Below are 17,872 nucleotides of genomic sequence, written 5' to 3' on the forward strand. Positions count from 1 at the left end.
TAAACGAATTACCGGCGAAAGCCGGTATCCATTTGATGTTAAACGTTTTATGGATGCCGACTTTCGTCGCAAGCTCGTCTGGATAACCCAAATTATCTAACCCGATGCCTATGGGTCCGAATTCGTAGTAGAAGATCTTACTGCAACAAATCTTTCTCCGAATGCTGGTACGCATTCATTAAATTATCTCTAACGACTAGAGCCGTACTATTAACAGCCTCCAAAGTCATTGTTTTTTTCAGAATACCCGTCTTAAATTTCCAACCTGGAGGTAACTTAAGCTTACTGCCTAACTCGGCCAGTGATTGTTCTGTTTGTGGTACCGATTCGATGCTATAGGAATGCATAACGAAAACATGACCTTTACTGTCTATGAGCTCATAAACAGGCTTCCCCTCCTCATAGACCCATATGGTATGGCGCCTTACCTCTCTTGGATGATAAGGAATATTCACTAGAAAGAAGTCTGATGGCGTAGTTATCATTTCGTCGGCCTGACGCATCTGTAGCCCACCAATGGTTTTAATTGTAGGATCTATAAATGAAAAGCTTGTTAATCCGTCAATAACCCAATATCTAGGACCGTTTAATCGGACTAAAACAGCGGCAGTTTCTTTCCTGATGTCATTAATATTCATTTTTTTCCAAATGTCATCTGGGCAATCATTTAAACCAAACGAATTATATACAGCAGCATCATTTTTAGACTTGGCTATAACAATTTCACAATACCGCTTACCGCGCATATTAGATATATCTTCGCCATAAGAAAGCATGGGCAGAGCAAATAAAAACAATAAAAAAGAAATAAGTAATATTCTAATCAGGAACAAGGTGCCATCAATTTGCATAAGAATCTCCTATAGTAAAACAAAATGACTAACTTATTGTGGGCCATTACTCGCATAGCCCAAACAAAACACCTAACGCAAAATAAATTGCTGTCACCTAAGAATAGTGACTATTAGACACCCTTAATACTCTTAGTGCTTAAGAGTGAAGATAATATACATGAACTAATAAAAATAGCCCAATAATCAAAAATATAACACCCGTAACTTGCATTCTCACTGGATGATTAAAAAAAGATTGCCCTATTTTCATTGCCGTATCAGGACATGCTAGTCGAATCATGCCGGATAACAATACCAACCAACTAATTACTGTAATAATAACAGGCCAACCCATCAGCCAAAGATTGTGACTAGTAACCATCAGTAAACCTAAAATAAAAGTCATAAACGCAAAAACAAAAAAGACACCTTGATGTGCCATGACATCTGCCATAACCAGTTTCATATGTTCATGTCTAAATATTAAAAACAAACCGCCGATCACCATCACCCAACCAATCACGGTGGCTAAAAAGATAGTATTCATAATAATACTCCAGCAAACTACCTCCCTTACTATAAGTATAGTTCTTCCTAATAGTATTGAGGTTTAACTTACTGAAAATTATTGCCATTTTGTATGATGTACCCCAGGTTTCACCTTCGCGCACTCAGACTACATGACAACCCAAACTACCCACCAAAAGTAAACGTATAAAGCTCAAGATCTGGATTATCGGAAGTTAATTGCAATATACCGCTACTGGATTGGGGCAACACAACAGCCTCATATAGTGAATATTTATCCACCAAAATACTATTATCGACCACATCCTTACCCTTATTGTTACCTAGAGGTTTTCCATTTAAAAGCAGTGTTACTTTAATCGGTTTTTTGTTGCCATTGCCCATCACGATAAACACCTTGCGCGCCTGAAAATTAATTCTTAAAGACGTATTATTTTGTGCAGAAACAATTTTATCTGCATTGATAAGCCAAGAACCTTGTAAGCCCCAGGCATTAACAACTAACTGCTTTGGAAAAGAATAGGAAGCGACCACATTATGAACCAACTCGGGACTGAAATTGGCTTCCGCACGCGCGTACCCCAAATAGGTTTCAGGGGTTAATTGATAAGAAGACGATGGAGACTCAGCCTTTATTGGTGATGCAGTCATATCTAAACCGAGTAAAAAGCGTATATTATTTTCTGTAACGTCATAATCACCTTCACCAAAACGCTCATAAACGACTTTTCCCTGTTTATTAATTAAATAATGAGCTGGCCAAAAATGATTGGAGTAATTTTCCCAGGTAACGAAAGAATTATCCAAGGCCACAGGATATTTGATGCCATCACGCTTTACCGCATTACGCACATTAGCCGCATTTTTTTCAAAATCAAATTCGGGAGTATGGATACCGATAATCACTAATCCTTTATCATGATATTTTTTATACCAGCCATTCAGATAAGGTAGAGTACGAATGCAATTAATACAGGAATAAGTCCAAAAATCGATAAGTACTACCTTGCCCTTTAGCTCTGATAATTGCAAAGGAGGTGAGTTTATCCATTCTTGTATACCGCTAATTGGTGGCGCCTCATATGGGATCCATACTCCACTCTCCAAATAATTTGCTGTACGAATAGGTGTTTGATTAATCGTAGTAGAGGAAATAAAACCTGTTTCCTGAGATATCATATAAGCAATGTTCAACAAAATAACAGCGCCTAAAAGTTTGCGAATCAGAACAGTATGTGTTTTAAAAAACTGAAAGGTATTTTTAATTTTAAAACCATACAAAGTGATAATGAACATTGGAATAGCAGCACCCAAGGCAAAAGCCAATAAGGTAAAAAAGCTAAGACTATTTGTTTTTTGAATGGCCACTTGGACAAGGATTGCCGCAAGAATTGGTCCAGCGCAAGGAGTCCAGATAATAGAAACGAGTCCGCCGAGTAATAATCCCCCCAAAAAACCACTGCCCTGATGGCCTGGAGACATAAAAGTGCCCCCGATAACCGCTATTTTTTGCGTTAAGTGATTAAACAGTTCTGTTAAATAATTAGATAACAAAATAAGGGAAAACAAGAATAAGAAACCATAGGCGATGTAACGAATTACATTGGAATCGATACCCGAATAATGCACTAATTGACGTGCAAACAATGCAAATAAAGCGAAAGTAAAAACAAATCCAATAATAATACCTAATGAGCGTCTTTTAGAACCGACCAAAGACCCCGCCAGAATAATAGGCAAGATGGCCAAAATACAAGGGGATAAGATTAGAGCAAATCCCTCTAAAAATCCTAACAGAATAGTGGCCAGATCAGCATTCATAAGAATGACCTTCAGTTAATTTACCTTGCCCATTGATTTAATTATAAATCATTTATGAACACCTGATGATATCAACTTAAAGATGTGTCTGCCGGATTAGACAAAGTCGTAATCCGCGATTGAGGCACGTTCCCGTACGCTATGCTACGGGATACGTTACAAAAGCTTAATAAGATCTTCCTGACTCAGTTCTATTTTGTATTAATGAGCGCCCGATACCTGAAAATTATCCACCCAAGAATGCCCTCGTTGGCAAATTGCCAACGACAACAAGCCAATCACAGCGCCAAAAATATAATATCCAGCTGGAGCAATAAAATTTCCGGTTTTGTCTACCAACCACATCAAAAATAAAGGAGTGGTACTACCGAAAATGGAGATTCCTACGTTAAAAGCAAACCCAAAACCGCTATAACGATAAGCTTTAGGAAATAAAGAAACCATATAAGCATTCATTGGTGCATAAGTTATAGCAATCACGATAGACATCACAATCAACCCTTTTGTGATATTCACTACATTACCTGAGGACAATAAATAAAAGACAGGAATGCTAACCACTATCATGCACATCATACCGAGACGAATGATGGTTCTATGCCCAACCGTATCCGCAAATACAGCAACCACGGGCTCTAATAAGGCGTCGACTAAGAGTGCTGCGGTAATAATTAAAGCAACCACACTTAAAGACAAATTAAAATAAGCATGAAGATAGGTAGCAGTAAATACATAGGTGCCAAAAGTCATAATTCCAGTCAGCCATGCCAAGCCTATCACTCCAAGCATTTGCCAAGGTTTTTCTCTTATTGCTGTCATAAGAGGTACCCGAGGTTTTTCATCTGTTTTTATATGGGTATATTCTGGTGTTTCATGGACGTGAATGCGTAAAAAGAAAATCACTAATCCGGCCAGTAAGGCTAAAGCAAACCCTAATCGCCACCCCCATGCAGGCATAAACGAAGAAGTAAAAAACGATGCGGCCAGCCCCGCCAAAATGGAACCAAAACTATAGGCTGAACTGGTCAAACACCCATAAAATGCTTTAGCAGTTGGTTTGGCATGCTCTATTAAAAAAATGGATGATCCCGTAAATTCAGCGCTCGCGACAAACCCCTGCATTATACGCAACAAAGTGATTAATATTGGCGCAGCAACTCCGATTAATTGATAGCCAGGTATCACGCTGATTAACGCGGTGGGAATAGCCATCATTAAGATACTAAGCGTCAACGCTTTTTTCCGACCATATCTATCGCCTATATAACCAAAGGCGATTGCACCAAGAGGAGCTAATAAATAACTCACGGCAAAAATACTAAAGGTATGTAAAATCGAAGCTAAATAATTTTCATTAGGAAAATAAGTAGTCGCTATAATTGGGGCAAAATAACCAAAAATGGCAAAATCATACCATTGTAACGCCGTACCAGAAATCCCAGCCAATAATGCTTTGATTTGAGACGATAATGCCATCCCCTTCTCCTTGTAATCTTGCTTTAGTTTCAACCCAATGTTGAAGAATAGGGATATAGTACCCATTCCCCAGCTAATAACAATATCCCGTTGCTGCTGCGAAATTAATTTTAAAAATAACTCGAAACATTGGCATTATTTTGATATAAATTTCATCACTTACTATTAGGCTTCTTCGCAAGATGCACCCAATGCGGCTATTCCCTGGTAGGGGCTGAGCGTGTACCAACGAAGCATAAAGCACTTTACGTAATTTTTGATCTAACATTCGATAAGAGAGACGATCATGCCTAAATTTTTTCGCGTTCGCAGAACTCCCGATCCTAAAAAGAATTTTTTCCAAAACTATTCTGATCACTTCGATTACCTACAGGAAAAATATGAAAAGGTATGGCATAAGCTTGTTGAGAAACAAAATTTAGAAGAGCAGTTCAATTTTCTTAATAAACAGGCATTAAAACGCCTGAGCATATTTGAAAAATTGCGTGATGGTTATGATTATTTTGATGAAGTAGTAGGTGCTACCGCACTTCCTGCGATTGGGCTGGTTTCATCTATAGCAACTCTTGGCCTAGCTCTATGGGAAGGAATTAGGGCTTTAGTTATAAAAATAGGCTTAGTCAATAATGATGGTCAAGAACATCATGTTAAGGCACAATCCGCTTTACTCCTCTCCGCCGCATCGTTTTTGCTTTCTATAGCCTGCTTCTTAAAATCGACTATCAGTTTAATTACCAGACCTATTGTTACGGCCATTTATGGTTTTGAAAAACAGGATAAAGAGCGGTTTATTAATGAAGATACGGTCGTAGGCCACTTATCTGCTGCGCTCTAAGAAGCAAAACCATCAGGAACATCATGCAAAAACTATACATCGTCATTGCCACACTCAGCGCCTTAATAGCAAATGCACTGGGCGCATTTGGTACCCATGCATTAAAAGGGAAGCTAGCAGAATCTTCACTAGTCATATTTCAGACAGGAATTCAGTATCAGTTCTACCATAGCCTTGCTTTATTATTTACTGCGCTTCTGTTATTTCATATTAAAAATCAATGGATAATTGCGGCAGGAATTGCATTCGTCAGTGGCATTATTTTATTTTCAGGCAGCTTATACATTCTCAGTATTACAGGCATCAAATGGCTAGGGATTATTACTCCTTTGGGCGGGCTGTCATTCTTATTCGCTTGGGGAATGCTTTTGATAGGAGCTCTTAAGACCAGATTTGCTGCCTAATCCCCTAAATATAAACCCCTGTTTCTTTATTAGGTTGCAGCGACTTGGTCACCACTTTTAAGGTGATATCTTCCTTATCCTGCTTGATTGAAAAACCAAAGTTAGTGGCCAATTTCAACATATCTGCATTTACTGACAGTACAGATCCCTCCATAATTTTCAAGTTTTGCGTCTCTGCCGCATTAATTAAACACCTCATTAAATAACTACCAATACCCTTGTTTTGCCATTCATCGGTAACAACGACTGCAAACTCACAAGAATGCATGTCAATATTCGCTACATATTCGGCAATGCCAATAATAAAATCTTTTGCATCACGCTGAATTACAGCAACCATAGCCATTTCTCTATCATAATCAATCTGCGTCGTTCTCAGTAACATTTCTGGACTTAGGGTGTGCAATATCCCCATAAATCGAAAGCGCTTTGTACTGTCCGATAGGTGGCGAATAAATTTTTGCTCTACATTGGCATCTTCCGGACGAATAGGGCGAATAAGTAGTTTTTCTCCTTGAGGTAATTGATATTCTGAAACTAAATAATTGGGATAGGAATGAATCGTTATATGGCTAGATGGAGCAGTGACTGCTTCATTATTAATTGCTATACGGGGATTAAACGCGATAGTTTCTTTATCATTTACAATTAAGGGATCTATGATCATTTCTTGAATTTGTGGTAATTCACATAACATTTCTGAAATTCGTAAGAGCGTGTCTTCCAATCCTGTTATATTGGCTGCGGGTTTATTATGAAAATCACCCAGAATTGGAGCGATAGAAGAGCGAGACAGCAAATTCTTAACCCAGTATTGATTTAATGGAGGCAAAGCCAAAGCACGTTCTGGCAATAACTCGACCATCTCTCCCCCTGCCCCAAAGGTAATAACGCGACCAAAGGTAGGATCATTTAAAATACCAACCATTAGTTCTCTATCATTCCCTGAAAGATTTGAGGTTTGTGCTGTAGCAATGCCAAATGTCGTTAATAAAGCACGCGATTCAATCGCGGTTAATAAATTGCGTTGTTCTGCTATAACCTTGTTAATGATGCATTGCGCTCCTATTATATCTGATTGATTAGACGGTATTAACGTATCTGGAATTTGCATTAATAATTGCTGGTTATGATAATAATCTGCCAAATAGGAAAAAGCCTCTATGGCGATCTCTGGAAGACTAAAATGAGGAATTTTATTTCTTGCAAACAAAGACCATGATGATTTGACCTGCTGTTGCCCCATCCAACAGGCAAGAATAGGTTTATTAGTCTGCTTGCTGAGTTCAATCAATTTTTTTGCCACTTTAATCGCTTGCGACCGAGATGCAGGAATTAATAGCACGAGTAAGGCATGGCATTGCTCGTCTTGTAAACAAGACTCCATGACGGTGAAATATTCTTCAGGACCAGCATTTTCCAATACATCAATAGGATTATGACCTGGTTCCTGAGCAGGCCACAATGCCTTTATTTTTTCTAAAGTATTGGCACTCAATTTAGGCAATCGAATATTTAAATCGGTTGCAAAATCAGCGGCGATAATTCCTGCACTACGACTATTCGTTATAATTGTTAACCCTTCCCCTTTGCTACGACAATTGCAGGCAAAGACCTCCGCAGCAGAAAAAAACTCCTTCATCCCCATAACCCGAATAGCACCAGTTCGACTTAGTGCCGTATCAAACACATCGTCTTCTGAAATAAGCGTACCAGTATGAGATAAAATCGTATTCGTGCTCTGAGCATTACGTCCTGATTTAATGACAATGACGGGTTTGAAGTGAGAGGCGGCACGGATACCACTGATTAGACGTCGCGCATCATGAATTCGCTCAACATACAATAAAATACACTGTGTCTGGGTATCAAGCGCTAAATAGTCAAGCAACTCACCAAAACTAAGATCGGCGGTATTACCCAGTGAAACTATGGTGGAAAAGCCTATGCGTTTCGCAGCAGCCCAATCTAAAACGGCAGCCACCAAAGTCTTAGATTGTGAAATAAAAGCAAGATTTCCTCTTAAAACCGGATGAGATTCAAAAGTTGCATTGAGCCGGATACTGGGCCGCATGATTCCTAAACTATTAGGCCCAATAAAACGAATATTAAATTGACGTGCTATAGCACAAAGCTTTTGCTCTAATTTAACCCCACGTTCACTCTGTTCGCTAAATCCTCCAGACAGAATGATGACCTTTTGAATATGGTGCTCGCCGCATTCAGTCAACACTTGCGGAATAGTTGCGGCAGGAATAGCAATAATGGCGAGATCAATGTCCTCTGCTATGTCTTTTACAGAAGAAAAACAAGGCTTATTCTGAATCACTGAATGATGCAAATTAACAGGAAATAGTTTTCCGGAAAAACCACTATGCCTTAGATTATTAAAGACAGCGGCTCCCAGCGATAAAGGTTTATCGCTAGCGCCTATTACTGCGATAGAACTAGGATTAAATAGCTTTTCCAGATAATTTTTTTCCATGCCCAGTCTCTAGAATACAATAAAATCAAATACTCTATATAAAAATAGCATTATTTTTTATATAGAGTCATATTAAATAACGGTCAAACCACTCTTTTGCCAAACGAGCTACTTCATCCAAGGTACCCTGCTCTTCAAATAAATGCGTCGCTCTAGGAACTATTTTTAATTGATAGATACAGGTCATTTGAGAGGCTGCAGACCGATTAAGCCCTATCACCACCTCATCATTTCCTCCAACAATAAGTAATGTAGGTGCCTTCACATGAGGCAAAAAATCATCTGCTAAATCAGGGCGCCCACCTCGAGATACTACAGCCTTGACTAAATTTGCCTCTCTAGCCGCAGCAACTAACGCCGCCCCACCTCCAGTACTGGCGCCAAAATAGCCCAAAGGTAGGTGATAAGAGGCTAACTCACGCGCACACCAATGAGCTACATCAAGCAAACGTAAGGCTAATAGATTGATATCAAAACGAAATTCTCGGGTGATATCGTCAATAACGTCTTCTTCTGGAGTTAATAAATCAAAGAGTAACGTGGCATGATTAGCCGCATTCAATACCTGAGCGACATATTGATTGCGCTTGCTAAACCGACTGCTCCCACTTCCATGAACAAAAAGCACGATACCTCTTGCTTTCTCAGGTATATATAAAATTCCCTCAAGAAAATATGTTCCACTAGAAATAGTCACAGCGTGCTCTATATCCACGGCATAATTTTTCATATCTTAATCCTTTTCCCAAGCAGTAAATTAAGAAGCTTGCTTCACGCTTCTTCTACCCTCATAAGCTTTTTTCAATAACTCACGTACTTCATCATCACTAGTTTGGGAAAAATTCTCATACCACAGCCCCACGGCATAAAAATCGTTTGGCTTTAAGGGACATACAATTTGATCAACCAGTTTTGCTATCTCTTTGCACGTGTCCCTTGCTGCCACAGGCACTGCGACTATGATTTTAGCTGGTTGTTGTTGACGTAGGGCTAAAATTGCAGCTTTCATGGTAGCGCCAGTGGCTATGCCATCATCTACAAGCACTATTGTTTTATTTTTCAGTTCGGGAAGAGGCCCATTAACATGATATAAACGTTCACGGCGAAGTAACTCCTCTTCCTCAGCTTTAATCACATTGTCTATGGATGACTGCGAAATGCCAATAGTCGCAATAAGTTCTTCATTAAGAACAATATTTCCACCTGAAGCCAGGGCTCCCATAGCCAGTTCTTCATGCCCTGGAACCCCCAATTTTCGCACGATAAATACATCTAATGGAACAGAAAGCTTCTGCGCGATCTCATAGGCCACAGGAACCCCGCCACGAGGCAAGGCCAGAATAATAGTATCGGATATATTGGCGTATTCTCTAAGCTGTTCTGCCAGAAGCTTACCTGCATGCTCTCTATCGATATACTTGCTCATAAAATCCATTCTCATCACCCTCCTTAATTAAGTATATATCGAATTAGTATCCCTTGCTCCGCAGCATACTTCCATTAAGTTAAAGTCAATCCTGCTCCTGGGTTACGCAAACGCTGTACCAGGCTACAAACTCTGCCTTATCCAAACTCACGTTAACTTAATGACGATAACTCCGTAGCTTAATCCGCTTTAATAAACCCAAAAACACCAAAAGATGCTACAGTTTAATAATAAACTTCGTTCCAAACTCGCTACAGTGTGGAGAAAACCTGTGTGTACACCTGACAATTTCTCACCACAGTAGAACGAGGTCTCATAAATGATATGAACCTGTTAATTACAGGAGGTAATCGAATGATGTACGCCATGGTAATGGACCAACCAGGTCAAAAATTAAGATACATTCAAGTGGCAAAACCACAGCCACAGAAGAATGAGGTGTTAGTAAAAGTAAGTTCTTGTGGCATTTGTAGAACGGATCTACATGTTGTTGATGGAGAATTAACTCACCCCAAACTCCCTCTCATTCCTGGACACCAGATCGTAGGAACCATTGAACAATTAGGCACCGCAGTAACCTCTTTGCAAATAGGCCAAAGAATTGGCATCCCCTGGCTAGGCAGTAGTTGTGGAACCTGTTCATTTTGTTTATCAGGCCGTGAAAATTTATGTGATGATGCACGTTTTACCGGTTACCAAATTGATGGTGGGTTTGCAGAATATTGTGTTGCTAATCATCAATTTTGTTTCCCCATACCTGAAGGATACTCGGATGAGCAAGCTGCTCCACTATTTTGTGCAGGATTAATAGGTTATCGTTCTTTTTTAAAAACAGCAGATGCAAAACATTTAGGACTTTATGGTTTTGGTGCCGCAGCTCATATTCTTATTCAAACAGCCTGCAAACAAGGACGAATAGTATATGCCTTTACCACTCCAGGCGACAAAGCGGCTCAAGATTTTGCTTATCATTTAGGAGCAACTTGGGCGGGAGATTCCGATAAAGCACCACCTCATCTCCTTGATGCGTCTATCATTTTTGCACCCGTTGGTGAGTTGGTACCTTTAGCTCTTAAAAATACAGTCAAGGGAGGAATAGTGGTCTGCGCCGGCATTCATATGAGTGATATCCCTAGTTTTCCTTATGAAATATTATGGGGAGAAAGAACAATTACCTCTGTTGCCAATTTAACAAGAAAAGATGGAGAGGAGTTTTTATCATTAGCCCCGAAAATTCCTATTAAAACAGAGGTTCATACCTACCCTCTAAAAGCTGTCAATGAGGCACTTGATGATCTGCGCCACGGTCGCTTTACAGGAGCAGCAGTGATCCAAATCAATGAGTAATTAGACACCTTAATATTATTTTAATAATCATATTATAAAATATTCACACAACCTAGCTTATAACAACTTATCTATGGGCAAAAAAACTTATATTTTTAGTCGTGATTTATCTATTGAACCTTTAGGTGATGACAATGATAGTCCTGTATTAATAGAAATTGTTCATGCAGATCGGCAGAAGATATATATTTCATTAAAAAACAGGCTTAATAACCACTACCCTGATGCCTTCGAAATAATAGGGAAACCAAAGTCTAATTTGATCATTTCGCTCAAGCCAGGTCAGACTCTCCCTGCAGGTGAGACTATCACAACACTAATTCATAAGCTTGATACATGCGTAGCTCGCGTTAGGACGACACTTGCTGATTTCGAATTAATAGAAAATAATGGTAACAAACCTTCACTTACTCTTATATCCAAAACCCCTCGTATATCAATACAATCATTTTATCAGAAGTTACATTCTGTAAAAAAAAACAGAGGCAATAATTTATTAAAAATTGAATGTGATGCCGATTCAAATACCATAACTATTAGTCTCAACAACAATCAGCATTTACCTGAAGACAAAACGATTAGACAAATAGTTGAAGACTTGCTGGCCAAAAAAAAACCACAAATACCGTATTCAAGCCATTTAGGTCATATTAGTAACCTTCATTTTGCAGCTGAAAAAAGTAGTGCGCCAATTATGATTCCTAGCGCCCCTGTTGCTATCTCACAAAATAATCCTCCGCAACCAGATGAAATGATTATTATTAGTGATGATTCGGATGTTGATACAGATATGGATATTGAAGATGATGAACTTTTAGAGTTAGAGCAATTAAAAAATAATATAGACTGTGTTGAAACACGAATAGAACAACAAGAAGAGCAATTATCTAGAATTGAAACACAAGTATTGTCACTTTATTCTTATTTTAGCGAACAAAGTAGATTAAGCAGAGCCAATCAATATCCCACTGACAGAAGAATCGCCCATAGCGATAATGCAGTGATGCATTCTTCTACACCTCTAACTCAGCATCCTACACAACATAATTTTTTTACTCCCCCATCTACTAATGTAGAAAAATCATATACTCTTGAGCAGCTAGAAACATTATTTTTTGGAGGATCTAAAAAATGATATTGACAGCTAAAGTGGTTTTTTATAGGTAACTCAAGTCAAATGAAACTGAGCTAAGGATGTATAGACTGTTTTTCCTTTTTCTAATTTACTTTCCATCAGATAAAATTCATTGATAACAACCGGTTGAATATCAGAAAGCTTGATTCGTGATAAAGAGGCTATCTGAGAGCGAGAATGAGTTAATCGCCCTAAAGACAGATGACCACGGAAGGGTCTAGTTTCTACTGGATAATTTAAAGCACTGATAACCTGGGCCAGTGTTAGAGCCAAAGTTTTTAGACTCTCTTGTGGACTCACTCTTAACGAAATAACTCTAGGGTGCCTAGGTTCAGGAAACCATTCTAATTGACCAAACTCCAATTGAAATGCAGCATTGCTTTTTAGTGTGGTTTTTACTTGCTTAATTAACCGTTCGACATCCTCTAATTGAATACTTTTTATAAATTGTAGTGTGATATGTAGTTTATCAACATCAATCCATTTTATAAAATGCTGGGGATCTGCAAAGGCTAATGTTTTTAACAGGCCTGCCAAAGAGTGCTGCATCGATTGAGGTGGTTTAATAGCAAAAAATACGCGAATACTGTTGTCCATCATCAATACCTGATTCTAATATTCTCTCAATGATGTCACTTAAGAACGAAATATTCGTCCAAAACCCCTCTCACCAGTCCGTTCAGGCAGAAGAAGCACGTTAACGCTTCCAGAGTCAGTTGACACCGTTAACTGTTATCTGGGCGCCTCATACCGCTCTTTTAATCCATTTTTTGAAAAAACAATTTGCCATAATTGCAAATCTCGTGCTTTAAATGTACCCGCGCAAGAAAGCAAATAATAGTTCCACATCCTGAAAAAACTCTCATCATAGTTATTTTTAATTTTATCCCAACCCGCTAGAAAATTATCGTACCAAGCCATTAGTGTTTTATAATAATCGGGGCCAAAATTATGCCAGTCCTCCATCACCAATAAATGCTCAACGGCCGTCCCTATTTGGGCTATTGATGGCAGCATGCCATTAGGAAAAATATATTTTGAAATCCAAGGACTGGCTTGAGTAGTACTGGCATTGCCACCTATGCAATGTAATAAAAAAATCCCTTCGTCAATTAAGCAATTACTGGCTATTTGCATATACTTTCTATAGTTTAAATGGCCCACATGCTCAAACATTCCCAAAGAAGCAATACGATCGAAAGTACCTTCTAATTTTCTATAATCTTGCAGCCTAATTTCGACGGGTAAATTAGCACAGTACGTTTTTGCAAGCTCATACTGCTGTTTTGAAACGGTAATACCTAGGACCTGAACACCATAATTCTCAGCAGCAAACCGAGCTAACCCGCCCCAGCCACAGCCAATATCAAGCAAGCGCATACCCGGTTTTAGTAATAATTTCCTACATACTAAATCCAGTTTATTTAGCTGCGCCTCATCCAGTGTTGCTGCTGACTTCCAGTACCCGCAGGAGTAATTCATCCTAGAATCTAACATGATTTTAAAAAGATCATTGCCAATGTCATAGTGTTTTTCCCCTACCTGGAAGGCACGTCTTGGGTTTTGAAAATTAAAAATCTTGGAAAGTAACAATTTAAATAATAGATAAGGACTTTTTTTTAATTTTTCTTCAACTCTCGCATTCACTAACCGTTCAATCATCAAATCAATACGTTTGGAATCCCACCAACGCTCTACATAGCTCTCCCCCAAACCCAAATCACCATTGCGTAAAACTCGCGTGTAAAAATTGTCATTATGAATTTGAATGTCGTACTCTTCCGAACCATTAATTTTTATACCCGCTAATAGAAGAAGTTCCCTGACTAATGACTGTGATTTAGATATTCTTTTATCCACAATGGCCCGTCCCTGTATTGATCAAGCATTATTCACACTTTTTATTCTATATAATCATTTTAGTATACATTTCTACGAGCATCATATAGCCTGATTGTCTGCCTCAATTGATGTGATTAATAAAATAACTCTATTTAAATTTCTGTCATCGTCTCATGAAAAATATAGCGTTTTGCTTTACTCTACTTTATTATTATCGAGCTAGTTTTTGACAAGGAAAGACAAGTGACGGATAACAAAAAATCTTTTTGTATCACCTTATCGTTGATTGCTCTGGGAGTAATTCTATCCGCCATATGTTATTACTGGATAGATAAACCTTTAGCGCTCTGGGCTAACGCAGAACATTTTTCTTCTAAAGACAGCTGGTTACGCTTTCTAACTTATATCAAAACGCCCATTTTTTCAGGGGTTCTTTTAATATACATCATCTGCATATTAAGAGCCTATCTCTTTGCTCGGCTGACTAAGGGAGACAGGGATGCTCTTTTTATCGGTAACAGTGTTGTTTTTTCCTATCTCCTGCAAAATAAATTACATAATATTTTTGGTCGTGATTGGCCTAATACATGGGTTCATCATAACCCATCCCTGCTTGGAACAGGGGATTATGGCTTTCATTTTTTTCATTCGGGAGATGCCTTCGAGTCTTTTCCCTCAGGGCATACCACAGTAGTTGTCGCATTATGCGCAGCAATTTGGGTACTTTATCCCAAGTTAAGAATTTTATCTGTTCTTGGGATATCGAGTATTGTTATTGGTTTAGTGGGCATGGATTATCACTTCGTAGGTGATTGTGTTGCTGGCTTTTTCATCGCGGTAACTACAGTTAACATTCTAACTTATTTGAGAACTTTGCCTTAATAAACAGAGTTGTCATCCAAAGCACAACTCATCAATCATCACCTGGGTGCATCAGAATATTATTGATCTGATCCAATGTTTGAGTCTTAATAGTGTAGCGAATAATCCCCTCACCCGCGCAAAGAGTTTGTTTGGAAATCAACAAGGGCTAGAGAGAGGGTCTTACTCTTAACCCTAAGGTTATGAAGCAAGATCCCAAGTCGCATCATTACTTCTTCTGCGCGGAAATAATCATCCCCACAATGCTTTTAAGATCAGAATTAATCGTTAAAAAAGGTTTATTGGTTAAAGAGACCAAACCAATATGCTGTGTTGGTGTTAATTGCACATAGGTATTCACTCCGTTGACCCAACCATTCTTCTCTAATTGCAAGGGAATGCCTCGTGATGGATAATAAACATTCCATCCTAAAGCCATCGCATCACTACCCAAACCGAGTGGATTATCAAGTTGGTACTGGTATATATAACTAGCATGAGCTATCTGATTGTTCTGTTGTGAATTGGCGATTTTCCCTAATTGGTACTCCGTAAATTTCAACATGTCTTCCATAGATGAATAAATACCGCCGCTAGGCACTTCAAATCCCATATCCCAGTCTTTTTTGATTAAATCATCATTCACCCAATAACTTGCAACCTCACGCTCTTTCTGTTCTTTGGATAAGGTGATCGTGGTATCTTTCAACCCTAAAGGCTTACTAATCAGCGTTGCTAATAAACTGCCATAATCGGTATCCATTTTTTTTGCCAATAATTGACCTAATATCCCGAAACCTACATTGGAGTACTGATAATGGCTACCGGGTTTAAATTGGAGGTTAAAATTCTGATACCATCTTAAAAAATCCTCCATAGCGTAGGGAGTATTCACTTGATAATCATCATTATCTGGTATAGTCGGTAACATTCTTGGAAAACCGGAAGTATGTGTTGCTAAATCCAACAAAGTAATAGGCGTACCCTGTTTGGCCGGTTCCCCTATCAACTCATCGATTGTAGTATTTAAGCGAACTCCCCCTCTATTGACCAACTCCGCTAACATCTGAGTAGTAAATACTTTCGATACCGAACCTATGGACCAAATAGTGTCCATTTGAGGTCTTTTATTATTTCCTCTAACCGTTTCACCGCAACTAATAACTGCTCGTTCATCACCCGAAATAATACCTATCATTAATCCAGGAACCCCGCTTTGTTGAAAAACAAATGAATTCACATAATCGGTAATCTCTTCAAGAGGTAAAGTTTTAACATTTTGTTTTTCAATAATGCTACATGCAGGAACAGCAGCATATGTGAGAGAAGAAAAAGCCATAACCAGGCTAAATCCTAAGCGTTTAACAAGCATAATTTACTCCATTTCTGTCAATGTTCTTAAGGCTAACTCGCCGATAACCCCGCCCTCATGGCACCTAAAAATCTAACACTTCTTATGAAACAATAAATAATAATAAACAACTTGCTCCATGTGTAAAACCTCTATGATGCAGAGAATAATGCTATGTCAGGAAGATCAGGCCAAGAACGTAACATAGCCTGAAGAACCAAAGCATGAGTATGTTGCGTATCTTTCGCGGCATAAAATAAAGTGACAGGAGAGTTTTTAGCCATTTCCTGAACCTGTTTGATTAACTCCGGTTTATGCTGTAATTCCTTGATGTAAGAGCACGCAAAATCAGCCCATTTCTCTGGTTCATGATTAAACCATTTACGTAATTCAGGGCTAGGAGTAATGTCTTTTAACCACAAATCAAAATCAATACTTTCTTTTTTAATACCTCGTGGCCATAGTCTGTCAACGAGGAGCCACACCCCCTCTTTATGTACAGGAGGGCTATAAACCCTACAAATACGAATATCAGTGTGTGCCATAACACGCCCTCCTCATCTAGAAATTAAAGAACATTCATTAAAATATTTTTTGTGCTAATAGATGAGCAAATAGCCCCTGTACAGGCTTTCCCCATTCATCCAGTTTATGAAGTAGTCCTGCAGACTCTTTATATTCAAGAATGGACCAACCACTGTCCTGATAATAATGATACAGCTCTTCTTTGTTCGGTAAATAAGTAAACGATGTAGGTAAAGAATATAATTCAGAACGTATGGGAAAGACCATAAGATGTACTCCGTTCTTCGTTGTTGCCCCCTGCAACTCATGCAATAAAGAAGGGATCCGTTGAGCTTTTAGAAATTGTAAGCTGACTGTTGAAAATACAAAATTATACTGTTCCTTTTTAAGGATTAAAGGTTGATTTAAATCATGAACTACTGTATTCGCATAAGATAAATCCTCCTTTTGAATGATCTCGTTAATATTTTCAATCGCTGACTCATTGATATCAATCCCTGTTATGGAATGACCTGCCGCAGCCAAAAACAAAAGATTTCTTCCAGAACCACAGCCAACATCCAATACAGTTAATTGGCCTTGATCACATAAATAAGTCTGATAAATATAGAGAAGATCACTGTGAACAGCACCTAGACTATATTTTTTACTGAAATAACGATGAGGCTTACAATAAAACTCTAGTTGCGCACTAAATGGCTCATTAACGGGAGTAATTTTATGCCACGAAGCTGGCGGAATCAGTAATTCAGGATTATTTTTATCAAGGCGAGCACGTGAAAGCTCCTGTCCAGAACCATTAAGAAAAATAAAATCTATTATCCCCTCATGCAATCGTAAACAACCCCAGGTTCCTTCTTTAGTACTATGTTTTTCAAGAAAGAACTGAAGCTTGCCATGGCTTTCTATTGCAGTTTGTTTATAACAAACTAAATCATCATATTTTGCAAACATTGCACCCCTCAACAAATTGAACATCGATACCATGTCGTCCTAAATCATT

The 17,872-nt window shown here is 38.6% G+C and carries 17 protein-coding genes; 5 read left to right on the forward strand and 12 right to left on the reverse strand.

All coding sequences use genetic code 11. The features are described 5' to 3' along the window. Window positions 1-137: 137 nt before the first annotated feature. The 4 genes from LFA_RS10670 to LFA_RS10685 form a co-directional block, all read right to left on the reverse strand. The gene (locus LFA_RS10670) at window positions 138-851 is read right to left on the reverse strand and encodes a hypothetical protein (RefSeq protein ID WP_045096175.1); all 714 of its coding nucleotides are present in this window, start codon (window positions 849-851) and stop codon (window positions 138-140) included. 139 nt (window positions 852-990) lie between these two features. Next, window positions 991-1,380, reverse strand: coding sequence for a hypothetical protein (locus LFA_RS10675; protein ID WP_045096176.1), 390 nt, complete (start codon window positions 1,378-1,380; stop codon window positions 991-993). A gap of 146 nt (window positions 1,381-1,526) precedes the next feature. Further along, complete coding sequence (locus tag LFA_RS10680; protein ID WP_045096177.1) at window positions 1,527-3,182, reverse strand: cytochrome c biogenesis protein DipZ; 1,656 nt, start codon at window positions 3,180-3,182, stop codon at window positions 1,527-1,529. Between the two features lie 201 nt (window positions 3,183-3,383). Then, complete coding sequence (locus LFA_RS10685) at window positions 3,384-4,658, reverse strand: MFS transporter (protein ID WP_045096178.1); 1,275 nt, start codon at window positions 4,656-4,658, stop codon at window positions 3,384-3,386. 286 nt (window positions 4,659-4,944) lie between these two features. Between LFA_RS10685 and LFA_RS10690 the strand changes: the two genes are divergently transcribed. Both LFA_RS10690 and LFA_RS10695 read left to right on the forward strand, forming a co-directional pair. Next, the gene (locus LFA_RS10690; RefSeq protein WP_045096179.1) at window positions 4,945-5,493 is read left to right on the forward strand and encodes a hypothetical protein; all 549 of its coding nucleotides are present in this window, start codon (window positions 4,945-4,947) and stop codon (window positions 5,491-5,493) included. Window positions 5,494-5,516: 23 nt separating this feature from the next. After that, window positions 5,517-5,897 carry a DUF423 domain-containing protein gene (locus LFA_RS10695; protein WP_045096180.1) on the forward strand — a complete coding sequence of 127 codons (381 nt, stop codon included), beginning with the start codon at window positions 5,517-5,519 and terminating at the stop codon, window positions 5,895-5,897. A 4-nt stretch (window positions 5,898-5,901) separates the two neighbouring features. Here LFA_RS10695 and LFA_RS10700 read toward each other — a convergent pair whose 3' ends face one another. From LFA_RS10700 to LFA_RS20340, 3 genes are all read right to left on the reverse strand, one after another. Beyond that, entirely contained in the window at window positions 5,902-8,382 is a 2,481-nt protein-coding gene (locus LFA_RS10700; protein WP_045096181.1) for a bifunctional acetate--CoA ligase family protein/GNAT family N-acetyltransferase, read from the reverse strand. Between the two features lie 67 nt (window positions 8,383-8,449). Continuing rightward, window positions 8,450-9,112, reverse strand: coding sequence for a dienelactone hydrolase family protein (locus tag LFA_RS20335; protein WP_045096182.1), 663 nt, complete (start codon window positions 9,110-9,112; stop codon window positions 8,450-8,452). 27 nt (window positions 9,113-9,139) lie between these two features. Beyond that, a complete protein-coding gene (locus LFA_RS20340) occupies window positions 9,140-9,808 on the reverse strand; it encodes a phosphoribosyltransferase (protein WP_045097553.1) in 669 nt (222 codons plus the stop codon). Window positions 9,809-10,165: 357 nt separating this feature from the next. Between LFA_RS20340 and LFA_RS10715 the strand changes: the two genes are divergently transcribed. Next, on the forward strand, window positions 10,166-11,155 hold the full coding sequence (locus tag LFA_RS10715) for a zinc-dependent alcohol dehydrogenase family protein (RefSeq protein ID WP_045097554.1): 990 nt from the start codon (window positions 10,166-10,168) through the stop codon (window positions 11,153-11,155). Window positions 11,156-11,228: 73 nt separating this feature from the next. Beyond that, window positions 11,229-12,290 carry a hypothetical protein gene (locus LFA_RS10720; protein ID WP_045096183.1) on the forward strand — a complete coding sequence of 354 codons (1,062 nt, stop codon included), beginning with the start codon at window positions 11,229-11,231 and terminating at the stop codon, window positions 12,288-12,290. A 33-nt stretch (window positions 12,291-12,323) separates the two neighbouring features. On the opposite strand, the gene thpR is transcribed toward LFA_RS10720, so the two are convergent. Then, window positions 12,324-12,890: an RNA 2',3'-cyclic phosphodiesterase gene (gene thpR, locus LFA_RS10725; protein ID WP_084602163.1), complete on the reverse strand. Its 567-nt coding sequence runs from the start codon at window positions 12,888-12,890 to the stop codon at window positions 12,324-12,326. 132 nt (window positions 12,891-13,022) lie between these two features. Then, entirely contained in the window at window positions 13,023-14,150 is a 1,128-nt protein-coding gene (gene cfa, locus LFA_RS10730) for a cyclopropane fatty acyl phospholipid synthase (RefSeq protein WP_045096185.1), read from the reverse strand. A gap of 225 nt (window positions 14,151-14,375) precedes the next feature. Here cfa and LFA_RS10735 point away from each other — a divergent pair, with 225 nt between their 5' ends. Next, window positions 14,376-15,014: a phosphatase PAP2 family protein gene (locus tag LFA_RS10735; protein WP_045096186.1), complete on the forward strand. Its 639-nt coding sequence runs from the start codon at window positions 14,376-14,378 to the stop codon at window positions 15,012-15,014. 208 nt (window positions 15,015-15,222) lie between these two features. Here the strand turns inward: LFA_RS10735 and LFA_RS10740 are convergent, their stop codons facing one another. The 3 genes from LFA_RS10740 to tehB all read right to left on the reverse strand — a co-directional run bounded on the left by LFA_RS10740 (window position 15,223) and on the right by tehB (window position 17,823). Beyond that, the gene (locus tag LFA_RS10740) at window positions 15,223-16,365 is read right to left on the reverse strand and encodes a serine hydrolase (RefSeq protein WP_045096187.1); all 1,143 of its coding nucleotides are present in this window, start codon (window positions 16,363-16,365) and stop codon (window positions 15,223-15,225) included. Between the two features lie 131 nt (window positions 16,366-16,496). Next, entirely contained in the window at window positions 16,497-16,889 is a 393-nt protein-coding gene (locus tag LFA_RS10745; protein ID WP_045096188.1) for a DUF488 domain-containing protein, read from the reverse strand. A gap of 37 nt (window positions 16,890-16,926) precedes the next feature. Beyond that, a complete protein-coding gene (gene tehB / locus LFA_RS10750) occupies window positions 16,927-17,823 on the reverse strand; it encodes an SAM-dependent methyltransferase TehB (protein WP_045096189.1) in 897 nt (298 codons plus the stop codon). Between the last annotated feature and the right edge of the window lie 49 nt (window positions 17,824-17,872).

The organism is Legionella fallonii LLAP-10, assembly GCF_000953135.1.
Lineage (GTDB): Bacteria > Pseudomonadota > Gammaproteobacteria > Legionellales > Legionellaceae > Legionella > Legionella fallonii.

Bases quoted from the DNA above. Each gene is read 5' to 3' on its own strand.
- LFA_RS10670 (WP_045096175.1), bottom strand. From the start codon at position 851: ATGCAAATTGATGGCACCTTGTTCCTGATTAGAATATTACTTATTTCT.
- LFA_RS10675 (WP_045096176.1), bottom strand. From the start codon at position 1,380: ATGAATACTATCTTTTTAGCCACCGTGATTGGTTGGGTGATGGTGATC.
- LFA_RS10680 (WP_045096177.1), bottom strand. From the start codon at position 3,182: ATGAATGCTGATCTGGCCACTATTCTGTTAGGATTTTTAGAGGGATTT.
- LFA_RS10685 (WP_045096178.1), bottom strand. From the start codon at position 4,658: ATGGCATTATCGTCTCAAATCAAAGCATTATTGGCTGGGATTTCTGGT.
- LFA_RS10690 (WP_045096179.1), top strand. From the start codon at position 4,945: ATGCCTAAATTTTTTCGCGTTCGCAGAACTCCCGATCCTAAAAAGAAT.
- LFA_RS10695 (WP_045096180.1), top strand. From the start codon at position 5,517: ATGCAAAAACTATACATCGTCATTGCCACACTCAGCGCCTTAATAGCA.
- LFA_RS10700 (WP_045096181.1), bottom strand. From the start codon at position 8,382: ATGGAAAAAAATTATCTGGAAAAGCTATTTAATCCTAGTTCTATCGCA.
- LFA_RS20335 (WP_045096182.1), bottom strand. From the start codon at position 9,112: ATGAAAAATTATGCCGTGGATATAGAGCACGCTGTGACTATTTCTAGT.
- LFA_RS20340 (WP_045097553.1), bottom strand. From the start codon at position 9,808: ATGAGCAAGTATATCGATAGAGAGCATGCAGGTAAGCTTCTGGCAGAA.
- LFA_RS10715 (WP_045097554.1), top strand. From the start codon at position 10,166: ATGTACGCCATGGTAATGGACCAACCAGGTCAAAAATTAAGATACATT.
- LFA_RS10720 (WP_045096183.1), top strand. From the start codon at position 11,229: ATGGGCAAAAAAACTTATATTTTTAGTCGTGATTTATCTATTGAACCT.
- thpR (WP_084602163.1), bottom strand. From the start codon at position 12,890: ATGATGGACAACAGTATTCGCGTATTTTTTGCTATTAAACCACCTCAA.
- LFA_RS10740 (WP_045096187.1), bottom strand. From the start codon at position 16,365: ATGCTTGTTAAACGCTTAGGATTTAGCCTGGTTATGGCTTTTTCTTCT.
- LFA_RS10745 (WP_045096188.1), bottom strand. From the start codon at position 16,889: ATGGCACACACTGATATTCGTATTTGTAGGGTTTATAGCCCTCCTGTA.
- tehB (WP_045096189.1), bottom strand. From the start codon at position 17,823: ATGTTTGCAAAATATGATGATTTAGTTTGTTATAAACAAACTGCAATA.